This is a genomic window from Sulfurovum sp. TSL1 (assembly GCF_019972135.1).
In the GTDB taxonomy this organism is placed as follows: domain Bacteria; phylum Campylobacterota; class Campylobacteria; order Campylobacterales; family Sulfurovaceae; genus Sulfurovum.
Window position 1 is genome coordinate 1,696,012 of record NZ_BPFI01000001.1, and the last position, 11,832, is coordinate 1,707,843.

General features: G+C 44.3%; 9 protein-coding genes. 5 read left to right on the forward strand and 4 right to left on the reverse strand.

Features of this window, described 5'->3' with window-relative positions:
- Both feoB and LDM98_RS08435 read right to left on the reverse strand, forming a co-directional pair.
- Positions 1–2,124, reverse strand: coding sequence for a ferrous iron transport protein B (gene feoB / locus LDM98_RS08430; protein ID WP_223898968.1), 2,124 nt, complete (start codon positions 2,122–2,124; stop codon positions 1–3).
- 138 nt (positions 2,125–2,262) lie between these two features.
- A complete protein-coding gene (locus LDM98_RS08435) occupies positions 2,263–4,761 on the reverse strand; it encodes a hypothetical protein (protein ID WP_223898969.1) in 2,499 nt (832 codons plus the stop codon).
- A gap of 44 nt (positions 4,762–4,805) precedes the next feature.
- Here LDM98_RS08435 and LDM98_RS08440 point away from each other — a divergent pair, with 44 nt between their 5' ends.
- The 5 genes from LDM98_RS08440 to LDM98_RS08460 are packed head-to-tail and all read left to right on the forward strand — an operon-like array spanning position 4,806 to position 10,143.
- The gene (locus tag LDM98_RS08440; RefSeq protein ID WP_223898970.1) at positions 4,806–5,714 is read left to right on the forward strand and encodes a VWA domain-containing protein; all 909 of its coding nucleotides are present in this window, start codon (positions 4,806–4,808) and stop codon (positions 5,712–5,714) included.
- Entirely contained in the window at positions 5,711–7,243 is a 1,533-nt protein-coding gene (locus LDM98_RS08445) for a VWA domain-containing protein (protein WP_223898971.1), read from the forward strand. The genes LDM98_RS08440 and LDM98_RS08445 overlap by 4 nt, the downstream gene beginning before the upstream one ends.
- Positions 7,224–8,372 carry a hypothetical protein gene (locus LDM98_RS08450; protein ID WP_223898972.1) on the forward strand — a complete coding sequence of 383 codons (1,149 nt, stop codon included), beginning with the start codon at positions 7,224–7,226 and terminating at the stop codon, positions 8,370–8,372. Before LDM98_RS08445 ends, LDM98_RS08450 begins: the two co-directional genes overlap by 20 nt.
- On the forward strand, positions 8,369–9,316 hold the full coding sequence (locus LDM98_RS08455; protein ID WP_223898973.1) for a MoxR family ATPase: 948 nt from the start codon (positions 8,369–8,371) through the stop codon (positions 9,314–9,316). Before LDM98_RS08450 ends, LDM98_RS08455 begins: the two co-directional genes overlap by 4 nt.
- Positions 9,316–10,143 carry a DUF58 domain-containing protein gene (locus tag LDM98_RS08460; protein WP_223898974.1) on the forward strand — a complete coding sequence of 276 codons (828 nt, stop codon included), beginning with the start codon at positions 9,316–9,318 and terminating at the stop codon, positions 10,141–10,143. The genes LDM98_RS08455 and LDM98_RS08460 overlap by 1 nt, the downstream gene beginning before the upstream one ends.
- A 275-nt stretch (positions 10,144–10,418) precedes the next feature.
- Here LDM98_RS08460 and LDM98_RS08465 read toward each other — a convergent pair whose 3' ends face one another.
- The gene (locus LDM98_RS08465; RefSeq protein WP_223898975.1) at positions 10,419–11,072 is read right to left on the reverse strand and encodes a DUF3972 domain-containing protein; all 654 of its coding nucleotides are present in this window, start codon (positions 11,070–11,072) and stop codon (positions 10,419–10,421) included.
- Between the two features lie 196 nt (positions 11,073–11,268).
- Entirely contained in the window at positions 11,269–11,799 is a 531-nt protein-coding gene (locus tag LDM98_RS08470; protein WP_223898976.1) for a hypothetical protein, read from the reverse strand.
- Positions 11,800–11,832 lie beyond the last annotated feature (33 nt).

Genomic DNA, 11,832 nt, shown 5'->3' on the forward strand with positions numbered 1-11,832 from the left:
TTACACTCCTGTTATCATTAACGTCACATGGTACGCTATAAAACTCAATATCCAAGCTGTTGCAGTAGTCATCACGAAAAGATAGACCAAGTATTTCCACCCTCCGGCCTCTTTGGCAAAGACCATGGATGCCGCCAGACAAGGCAGGTATACCATTACAAAGACCACAAATGCTATCGCCGCTGCAAACGGGATGTTCGCTTTGATCTTTGCTATCAGTCCCTCATTGCCTTCATCCACTTCATCTCCAAGGGCATAAAGTACTCCCAGTGTCGATACCACCACCTCTTTTGCCGCAAGTCCTGCTTCAAGAGCTACTGCCATACGCCAGTCAAACCCGAGCGGTGCAAAAAATGGTTCGGAAGCATGCCCTATCTTACCCAGGTAACTCTCTTCAAGCAAACGTGCGGAGAGTTCATTGTGTAATTGGTTTTTCTCTTTCTCATTGACCGCTTGTGCGATCTTCGTTTCATACTGTGTTTCAAGCTCACTGTTCTTAGGGTAGTTCCCTGCAAACCAGATCAGTATAGCTGCAGCCAAAATGTAGGTTCCTGCTTTTTTAAGGTAAGACTTCGCCTGACCGTACACCGTGTGCCAGATGAGTTTCAGTGACGGCATACGGTATTTTGGCATCTCCATGACGAACGGTTCATCTTCGCCTTTAAAGACAAACATTTTCAGCACCTTTGCAGCGATCAGACCCAAAATGGCTCCTGAAATATAAATGATAAACAAGATATTTCCTGCCTTTTCTTCGGCAAAAAATGCACCTGCAAAAAGCACGTAGATCGGCAATCTGGCACCACAGGACATAAATCCTATGATGAAAAGCGTGATCAATCTGTCTTTTTCATTTTTAAGGGTCCGTGCCGCCATATATGCGGGTACAGAACATCCAAACCCCGTGACCAGAGGAATAAAGCTCTTTCCGTGCAGCCCGAACTTGTGGAAAAAACCGTCCAGCAAAAAGGCCACACGGCTCATATAGCCTGTCGTTTCCAGCAAAGCAATACCTATGAAGAGGATCAGAATATTTGGAAGGAACATGATGACCGCTCCTACACCTGCTATCATCCCGTCTGCAACCAGTGAACCCAGTTCACCCTCACCCAGTACTGACTTGGCCTGATCTCCCAGCCACCCAAAGGCGGCATCGATATAATCCATAGGTACAGAGCCCAGTTCAAACGTAAGTTGGAACAGTGCCCACATAAAGAACAGGAAAAGCGGTATGCCCAGGATCTTGTTAATAAGAAGATTGTCTATCTTTTGTGTCAGGTTCTTGGCTTTCATCCCTGTCATAGACATCACTTCCATCTTCGCACCTTTGGCAAAGGCAAAATGTTCATCCGCAAAGATCTCATTGAGGTCTTTTGTATTGTTATGCAGATAAAGGTGGTTAAGCCCTTCTCTTACGATCGGAAGCATCTCTATCCAGATAGGTTCATCGTGCATTATTTTATACACATCTACATCTTCCTGAAGCAGCCGAACTGCCAACTGCCGATAGGGGATCCTGCTTTGGTAATTTTTCTCTTTTAAGAAAGTGACGATCGTCTCTATCTCTTCTTCTATAGGATCACTGTAGATGACTTTTGCTCTCGTCTCATCTTGTTCATAGACAGAAATAATGGCCTTTTTTAGTGCTTCTACTCCGGTCTTTTGTGCGGCTGAGGTTTTAATGCAGGGTACACCAAGAATAGCCGAAAGCTGTTTCTCGTCTATCTCTATCCCTTCTTTTTTTGCTTCATCATCCATATTAAGGGCAACGATCACTTTCTTGCCCGTTTCAAGCAGTTGTGTGGTAAAGAGCAGATTTCTCTGAAGGTTCGTAGAGTCTACGACATTGACGATGATATCGTATTCATCACTTTGTAAAAAGCTCTTGGTGACCTTCTCTTCTATCGTGTATTCCGTTAAGGAGTAGGCACCCGGCAGGTCAATAATATGTATCTCATAGTCCTTGCAGCTGACCTCATCGCACAGTCTAAATTCTACTTCTGTTTTATCTACGGTGACACCTGAAAAATTACCTACTTTGAGTGTGGCATTGGATATCGCATTAATGAGTGAGCTTTTCCCTACGTTTGGCTGTCCTGCCAATGCTATGGTTATTTTTTCCACCTATTTTCCTTATGGAGTAGTATAACCTATATAAATGATAACTATTATCACTTATCTAAATTTTGATGAAGTATAATCTACCTTCTCTTAAAAAGCTATTAAATTGAGAGTAATTATCAATTTAATAGCTTTGCCACATTAAAATGGCAAACTTTTTAAAAACTCTCCGGCCTTCCCGCCCAGTGCCTTATCGAGCTTTTCCTGAACCTTCTCATCTATTTTATCTTTGATCAGTGCCGAGGTATCAAGGGTGATTTTCGGATGATCGACCGACCCTTTGATCTTTCCTCTTACCGTGTGTTCTTCATAGACGAACTTGAACCTGGCCGTATTGGTGTTATTTAACTTGTTCAATCTTCCCTCAGTGATGTCAATACTGCTGCTTGTCCCTGTCGCATGCAACGTATACGCTGTAATATTTCCCTTTATATCGGCATGAAACTTGGTGGAGGAGAAGATCACACGTGCAGGATCCTTTCCTATTGCCAGGCTTATCACATTGGTCAGGTCACTTGGTTTGATCTGGAATGAGGCGATATCCAGATCCACCACACCTGATTTTTGTTTCAGGTTGTAGGTTGCGTTACCTGAAGCCGATCCCAGAAAGTTCTTCTTATGCCCGAGTGTTCCCAAAATATTTTCCAGAGGTACACTGCTTATCGTACTGGTCAAGTTATCCCCTTTAAGGGTATAATTGATCTTGCCTCCCAAAGAGGTCGTTGCCCCCGTTATCTGTAGTATTTTGTCTTTAGACAACTCCCCTTTCAAGAGAAGAGGTCCGTAGAGTTTTTGACCAATCAGCGGCTGTACATCCTTTAAATTTGGAATGTCGATGGTATAAGCACTTTTCAACGTTTGCTTCTGTGCATCATAGACCATGTTGTCAAGCGTGATGTTTCCCACGGAACTTTCCACTTTTGTATGGATAGTTCCTTTTCCCTCTTTGAATGTCCCGGAAGACTCTACGACCGCATTCATGGTGAAGGCTTCGCCTGTCAACTCTTTCATTGCACCCGGTTGAGTGACCAGTTTGCTGCTCTTTAGAGAGAATGTGCCCTCTTCGGGATCAAGATCCGTAAAGTCTATATGACTGTCTATGGTCCCTTTGACATAGACAGGCAATCCGCTCAAGGCAAGTATCTTCTCTACGGAAAGCTCGGAGATATCTACTTTGGCCGTTTTGCTGTCGTACGCAAACTCGACTTTTTTACCCAGTCCTTCCGTCACGCCGGAGATACTCAGCGTATCCGCAAGAGTGAGTCTCCCTTTGGCACTGACCGGTGTAGCTTTCACTTTTTTTGCCTGGGGGATCAATGCATTGATATCATGGACAAGGAGATCATACTCTGAGACCAGACTGTTTTGTTCCAGATCATATTCGAACGAAGGAAGTGTGATATCGGTCAGTGTTGACACGACCTTCACATTTCCGCTCAGCAGGGCATTGTCTATCTCTCCTTTAGATACGAAAGTAAAGGTATTCTCTTCGGGGATCTTGTATCCTGCCATTTTTTCTACGGCCTTAGGGTTCAATACCCCTTTATCGACCTGTAGTCTATAGGTCCCGGACATTTCTTCCAACTTCTCCAACACCAAGTCTCCGCTGAGTTCACCTTTTGCATAGTCGGGTTGTTTGAGAAAAGCCAGAAGCTTCTCTAAAGAGAGCTTCTCCAAAGTGACTTTGGCTGTTTCTCCCAGAGTAAAATCGAGCACACCTCCCAAAGAGCGGCTCGTTCCTGTCACACGTGTGCTTTCTTCTTTCTTTGTTAGCTTCCCTTCTATTTTGAAAGGACCCGCCAGCTTATTCTTTGTCAAGATACGCATATCCTTCACATCCAGACGGTAGGCTGCGTTTGCTTCATCCGTAGCCATATCCATCACTGCATCTTTGACCTGCAATGCAAAAAGGTTACTTTGTATATCCCCCGTCAATTGGGCACTTTTCCCCTCAAGCTTGGCATCCACTCTCCCTTCTACATAACTTTTTTCAGGAAGGGTATAGTGATAGAGTTCTTCCACCAATGCACGATCGAAAGAGGCTTTGTTCAGGACAATATGCCCATACCCGCTTGCCGTCTCTTCAGCCATTTTAGGCATATTGATCTCAACATCCAGTTTTCCTTCTGCCAAAGCAGGATACCCTGCGAGCTGTAAGACTTCTGAAAAGTGTGCGCCTTTCATGTTAGCCATGATCTTCTGGGCACTCTCATCGATGAGATTGAAACGGTAGTCCAATGCAGCGCCGAGGGCGCTTCCTTGTCCCTCGACATAGATATCTTCGGAATCCCCTTTAAAATTTCCTTGAATATCCACCTCTTTTACCTTGATCTCCTTATAAGCGAACCTGTCTGTTTTGATCTGATAGGTACCCTCGAACGACTGGCTCCACAGATCATGCTGCGTTGTCACATCTACAAAAGCCTGCTTGTTAATGACTATTTCCAAACTCGATGTCCCAGACTCGAGTTTGAAGGTGTTGACCTCAACCGGCAACCCTATCTTCTCTTCCAGTTTCTCTTTGACATAGGGTTTTAACATATTGTTACCCGTTTGACTGAAAATGAAAAAAGAGAGGCCTACGATTGTAAGCAATAGAAACAGTAATATCCAAAGTGTTATTTTAAGTATTTTATTCATGCCCTATTATACTAAAATAAACATAGAAGTGCTAGAATACCTCCATGCATTTTACATTCGGTTCACCCTATCTATTGGCGCTACTGTTACTTTTACCCTGTTTTCTTTGGTGCAAACAGTACAGTAAACCCTATTATTTCCCTAAATTGGCATGGGTGACACGACAGAGTCCTCTTTTGAGCTGGGAGCCATGGCTGAAAATGGCACTCTTCACACTGATGGTCGTTGCCCTTGCAAAACCTTTCGTCTATGATGCGATCTCGGACCAGCACAAAAAAGGACGGGACCTTGTTCTCGCCATCGATGCAAGCGGTTCTATGGCACAGAGCGGATTTCATCTCAAAGACCGGATGAAAACCAAATATGAGATCACGACCGAACTCTCCAAAGACTTCATAGCAAAACGTTTTGATGACAATATGGGGGTGGTCGTTTTTGGTACCTTCGCCTATACCGCTTCCCCTCTGACCTATGACCTTGAATCACTCTCCTATCTTCTCGAGATGACCAATGTCGGACTTGCAGGAGAAAGTACGGCCCTGGGTGATGCTATCATGCAGTCCATCCGTACCCTCTCGTACGGTGAGGCAAAGAGCAAAGTGATCATCCTCCTTACGGACGGATACCATAATGCAGGACAGACTTCACCTAAAGAAGCGGTACAGAAAGCCAAAGAGCTGGGTATCAAGATCTATACCATAGGGATAGGAAAACGATCTGATTATGATGTTTCTCTGCTTGAGACCATCGCAAAGCAGAGTGGTGCTAAAAGTTATGCCGCCTCTTCTGCAGAGGCCCTCTCCAAGGTCTATGATGAGATCAATGCCCTGGAGCCCAGCGCGATAAGAAGCGAGAACTACCTCAACCAGAGAGTGCTGATACTCTACCCTTTGGCACTGGTGTTCATCCTCCTTTTACTCTGGGTACTCTGGACCAGAAGGAGTGAAACATGACCCTGCTCTATCCAAGCTTTTTATGGCTGCTGATCCCTTTGGCTCTACTTCTATGGTACAGTTCACGCAAAGTGGTACCTTTGGTACATCTTGTCATCCTAATGCTTGTGGTGCTTTCACTCGCACGCCCCGTCCGGGAAGAGACACTGCAAGAAGCCGGTATAGAAGCCAAAGACATTATCATTGCACTGGATGTCTCCTACTCCATGAAAGCCACGGACATCACACCGACACGTTACGACTTTGCAAAAGAGACCATTGCTGCCCTTCTGCAGGAAAATCCGGGTGACAATATCATGCTCATCGCCTTTACAACGAACCCCTTGCTGCTTTCTCCCCCCACCACGGACCATGCCCTGATCAACATTGCCCTTGCAAATCTCAACCCGGAGTTCATCCTTACCAAAGGCACCTCGCTTGAAACGCTCTTTAAGAGGATCGCTTCCATGAAAAGGGGGCATAAGAACCTCATACTTATGACAGACGGGGGTGACGAAGAGGACCTTGGAAAACTGACAACGCTTATCCAAAATGCAGATATCTCTTTGAGCATTTTGGCATTGGGGAGCACACTGGGAACGACCATTGTGAACAAAGACGGAAGCCTTCTCAAGGACAAAGATGACAACCTTGTCATCTCGCGTGTCAATCCTCTTTTGGAATCACTCTCTTCCTCTGTTTCAGGCACTTATGTGACTGCCTCAAGTACCCCCGAAGCCACAGCGGACAGGGTCAGTGATGCATTGCAGGAGAATGCGGATCAGGCACAACACATTCAAAAGATGCAGCGCCATTACCTGGAGCTCTATCAGCTGCCTTTGGGAGTCGCGCTTGTCTTGTTCTTTATGCTCCATACGCGCGCTGTCAAATACCTGCTGATACTCTTTGCCCTTCTAGGGGTACAGGCCGAGGCTTCCCTGCTTGACAACTATCATCTGAACCGTGCCTACCAAAGCTACAGAACCTCTGATCTCAATGAGACAAAAAAGCAGATACAGCAGATCAAGGCCCGCTCTTTGCAAAGCCAAATGCTACTGGCAAATACGTACTACAAACAGCGTGCCTTTAAAAAAGCGATCCAAACCTACAGAACCATCCGTTCCACTTCTCCAAAGATCAAACAGCAGCTCTATTACAATATCGCCAATGCCTATGCGATGCAAGAGTCATACGATAAAGCCAAACTTTACTATACTAAAGTCTTGCAGTTGGGGGAAGATCCGGATGCTGAACATAATCTACGCCTGGTGGCACTTCTGAGCGACCAAAAGAGTGCGGACCTTGGTATCGCGCACCCGAAATCACAAGACTCCTCTTCAAGCAAAAGTGAATCACAAGAGGAGAATAAAGAGTCAAAAAGTGAAGATGAACCCAGTTCGGGAAGCGGTGGAGGCGGAGAGAGCCAAACACAAAAAGAGCAGAAGGAGAACAAGCTTTTAGATGCAGGAAATCAAGAGCAGCACCCTCTGGGCTCTAAAGTCTATGAACTTATCAATAAAGGATATATACGTGAAACACAACCCTGGTAAAAGCGCTTTACATTTATGCTTTCTTCTTCTAAGTTTTCTCACGCTTCAGGCAGAAGATTTTACCTATACTTTGAATGTAGATCAACCGGCGCCTTATGTCAAGGAGCCCGTCATACTGACCCTCGATCTCAACCAAACCAATCATGATGTCGTGATGCTCTTTAACTTTGACATCCGCCAAAGTGAAGATTATACGTTTCAAAGGCTGGATATCAAGGAAACAGAAAGCTATCATGATCTCAAAATTCATTATGTCTATCTCATCTACCCTTTAAAGTCTGGAGATATCAACATCACATTCGATCTCACCAAAAAAGTCACAACGGATGAGAGTCTGGCTTACAGTTTTTCCGGGGACAGAGACAATGTGAAGACTTTGGTTACAAAAAACACACCTATCGATCTGCCTCCTTTACAGCTCCGGGTCAAACCGCTTCCTGAAGGGACACTCCTTGTAGGAGACTTTGCATTAAACTATGGGATCAAAAAGCATCAAGCCAAGGCCTATGAACCGCTCCCTTTCCAAGTGACTATCAAAGGAAAAGGGTACCCTCCGCTACTGGAGAGAGTGCTTCCAAAAGAAGGCAACTTTACGCGTTTTACAGAAAAACCTATTGTCAAGTCTGTAGCAACCACAGGGGGGACACAAAGTACAGTAACCTATCCGATGGCGCTTTCACATAGTCAAAGTTTTACACTTCCACCCATACGTCTCATCGCCTTTGATCCTCAAAGCGAAAAAAGTTACACACTGGATATCCCTTCACAGCAGTTCAATATTGAGCAGGTGGAGTCCCGTCATTTGGTCGACACGGTAGATTCACCCGATATCGCCAAGGAGGACTGGTCCTGGCTACGTACACTTTCGGGGTATATCGTGGCATTTTTTGCAGGCTATATGACTGCGCTTAGCTGGAGATGGACCAAGAAAAAGAGAGAAAAAGAAGCCCATCCTTTGGTACAGAAGATACGGAACTGCAAGGATGAAAAAGCGTTACTGCAGGTACTTATCGCAGCAGACAACAGTGAATTTACCTCCAGTATAGAAAAACTGGAAGATTCTTTATATGGAAATGGTAAAATCAGCTTGAATCAAGTAAAACAGGACGTTCTGGAGAAAATAATATGAATGAACAGATAAACAGACTTAAAAGCGAGATAAGCAAAGCCGTGATAGGCCAGGAAGCCATGGTTGAAGGATTGCTCATAGGATTGCTTTGTGATGGCCATATACTGGTCGAAGGTGTACCGGGACTTGCAAAGACCACCACTATCAATGCGCTCTCACGCGCCCTGGGGTTAGAGTCTAAACGTATCCAGTTCACGCCCGACCTTTTGCCCTCAGACATCATCGGTGCACAGATCTATAACCCGAAGGACCACAGCTTCAGCATCAAAAAAGGCCCTCTTTTTACACACCTTCTCCTAGCGGATGAGATCAACCGTGCCCCGGCAAAAGTACAATCCGCCCTGCTTGAAGTGATGCAGGAGAGACAGGTCACCATTGCCGAAGAGACCTTTAAACTTGATCGGCCGTTCCTGGTCATGGCAACACAGAACCCCATAGAACAGGAAGGCGTCTACGCACTGCCTGAAGCACAGCTGGACCGCTTTATGATGAAGATCGTGGTCCAGCACAACAGTGAAGCCCAAGAGCTGGAGATCATGCGAAAAGCAGCAAGTAAAAGTTTTGGTGAAGTACAGACCGTACTGAGTATAGAAGATCTCTTTACCCTTCAGGAAGAGATCGGGAAGATCCACGTCGATGAGGAGATGGAACGCTATATGGTACAGATCATCGCTGCAACCAGAGACCCTCTCAGGTTCGGCTTAGAGGATATTGCCGAGAACATCATGTTCGGAGCAAGCCCAAGGGCCTCGATAGACCTTTATAAGGCAGCCAAAGCCAAAGCCTTTTTACGCGGAAATGATTTTGTAAGTCCTGCAGACATCGGGTATGTGATCCACAACGTACTCCGTCACCGTATCGTGCTTTCCTATGAGGCCAGAGCTAAGGGTATACATACAGATGAGATCATCACTGCTATCATTGAGACATTGCCGATACCCTAATGAATACAGCCCTTAAAGCCCTGCAGCTCAAAGCCAGACACCAGGTATACACTTTGCTGAGCGGACACAATCTCTCTAAGCTCCAGGGAGAAGGGTATGACTTCTCTGAACTCAGAGAATACCAGATGGGTGATGACATCCGCAAGATCAACTGGACCATTTCGGCAAAACTGGGTCATCCCTATATCAAAGAGCTGCATGCGAACCGTGAACTCTCCGTCGTAGTCGCTGCCTTCATGGATGCCAGCCTCTATTTTGGTGCAGGCAATGCCAAACAGAAGAAGCTGACTGAAGTAGCCACCATCCTGGGCTATGCGGCACAGCAGAACAATGACCTTTTTACAGGGATACACTATATGCAGGGACAAACCCATACGACCCCGCCGACCAAACAGCTCTACCATATAGAACAGTTCTCGCAGACACTCTACAGTGCTTCTGTGCTCAATACCGCACTGGACTATAGTGCTGCGATCCAAGACCTTTTCAAAAGGCTGCACAAACCTTCACTTCTGTTTATTCTGAGTGACTTTTTGGAAGAGATGGATCTCTCGTTGCTCTCCCAAAAACACGAAGTCATTGCGGTGATCATCAGGGACAGAGAAGAAGAAGTGCCTAAAAAACTTGGGGAAGTCACGCTCTCCCATCCGCAGGATGGCAAGAGGATGGATACCTACTTTGGGCAAAGAAGCATAGAGAAGTATCTTGCAAAACTCAAAGAGAATGATGAGAAGCTCTCTGAGCATTTTGCCCACTACGACATTCGTTCTGTCAAGATATTCACAGATGACGAAGCCGTAAGCAAACTGGTGGGGCTCTTTGTCTAGTCCAACTATTTTTTTGCTTCAGATAAACAATAAGTAGACAAAGACCACAAATAAGATCACATGCAGGAAACCTTCAAACATGTTGGTTTCCCCGTCATTGAAGTTCACGATGCTGACGATCAGGGTCAACCCCAGCATCACACCCTGTACCGGAAAACCTATGAGGTTCCCCAGCGTTGACTACACCAACGTATGTTCAAAATAAGTGATGACAAAATAAGAGATGATGGCTGCAAAGAGACTATACTCTGTTGAAAGATGCTTAAGAAGTTGCATTATTTCAAGATATCCTTATAGCTTTTGTTGGCATTACACTTGAGTTTCCCCTCCACACCCATGATGCGTTCATCTCCTGATCTATAGGCTTTTTTCAAACGTTTTGTGATCTTGGCCTGTTCTTTTTCTTTCGTGATCTTGTGCTGCTTGAAGAATTTTTTGAGTCCTATCCAACGATCCTCTTCAGCGTCCATACTCTCTTCTTCGGAGATCACCTCTATCGCTTCTTGTGATTTTCTCTGCTCTAACTGATGGACATAAAGCGTACGCATCTCGTAGAATGCCTCTTTGAGCAGGTCTATCTCACCTTTGAGTGTTGTTGAGATCTGCTTATTGGACTTTTTGAGGTCTTTGACGGTGCCTTTGAGTACCGATATCGTTTCATCTTTGGCTTTCAGTAATGCTTTATAGTCTTTCACCTCTGCAGGAGGTACCGAAGTGTTGGTTTGCGTTGAGATGGGCTTTTTGGGTACCACCCTAGTCTCTTTTTCACTAGAGGCTGTTTCTTCTGCTCTCTCATTGTCAACGACAATGTAAAGTTTACCCTCTACGTTTTTCGCTGTCAATATCCCCCGCTTGACTTTCGCGTAGACCGCTTGTCTGGAAATACCCAGTTCCTGTGCATACTCAGCAGGCTTCATCAACTTTTCCATACTCTCCCCTGTTTACAGTTTTGTAAATGATAGCATAAATTTTATGAAAGCTTTACAGAAGAAAATCCTCATATTCAATCGAAAGTTAATCTTGTAATTGAGCTTGTATAAAAATACAAACTAAAATAATGCCAAGAATTACATTTAAAGATCAATCTATTAAAAACCTCATAAATTTATATATTTTATAAGGTTTTTACTCCTCATATTTACTTGTATTAAAATCACATAGCTTTTTACCCTCTCCAATCTTTGGAGTAGAATAACTGTCTCCACTAAGTAGTCTGTCATATTCTAAATAGGCTTTCTTTCTCTCTTGAGTATTAAATATTATGTTACTTCTAAAATATTCATTAGTAACATCTTTTATTACCAGAAGAACTTCATTAAAATATTTTGCATATATTTTATAGTAAGATTCACAATATGACGGAGCACTCACGTAATCATGAATCTCTTTAGCCTTCTCAGGCGTTTCTAATACTTTCTTATATGCTCGCCCTGCCTGCATAGCAATATCTATATGTATAGGATGTTCGTCTTTATATGTTTCATAAATCCAACGCTCCACATCATCCCGCACACCATTGTTATTAGAATCTATACCAAGTAGTGTTGAGTTGTTGATTTTAGGGTCTGGTTCTGGTGGAAGAGTGTGTCCATTAATGGTTTCGGAATAAGTATTTGAAGTTAAAAGTAATAATAGAATCAATCCAATCTTTTTCATGTATATAGCCTTTATATTCAATCAACTATATAC

What these genes read in the sequence shown, in the direction of transcription:
- LDM98_RS08445 (WP_223898971.1), top strand. Translation starts at nt 5,711, where the DNA reads ATGACCCTGCTCTATCCAAGCTTTTTATGGCTGCTGATCCCTTTGGCT.
- LDM98_RS08440 (WP_223898970.1), top strand. Translation starts at nt 4,806, where the DNA reads ATGCATTTTACATTCGGTTCACCCTATCTATTGGCGCTACTGTTACTT.
- LDM98_RS08455 (WP_223898973.1), top strand. Translation starts at nt 8,369, where the DNA reads ATGAATGAACAGATAAACAGACTTAAAAGCGAGATAAGCAAAGCCGTG.
- LDM98_RS08435 (WP_223898969.1), bottom strand. Translation starts at nt 4,761, where the DNA reads ATGAATAAAATACTTAAAATAACACTTTGGATATTACTGTTTCTATTG.
- LDM98_RS08470 (WP_223898976.1), bottom strand. Translation starts at nt 11,799, where the DNA reads ATGAAAAAGATTGGATTGATTCTATTATTACTTTTAACTTCAAATACT.
- LDM98_RS08460 (WP_223898974.1), top strand. Translation starts at nt 9,316, where the DNA reads ATGAATACAGCCCTTAAAGCCCTGCAGCTCAAAGCCAGACACCAGGTA.
- LDM98_RS08465 (WP_223898975.1), bottom strand. Translation starts at nt 11,072, where the DNA reads ATGGAAAAGTTGATGAAGCCTGCTGAGTATGCACAGGAACTGGGTATT.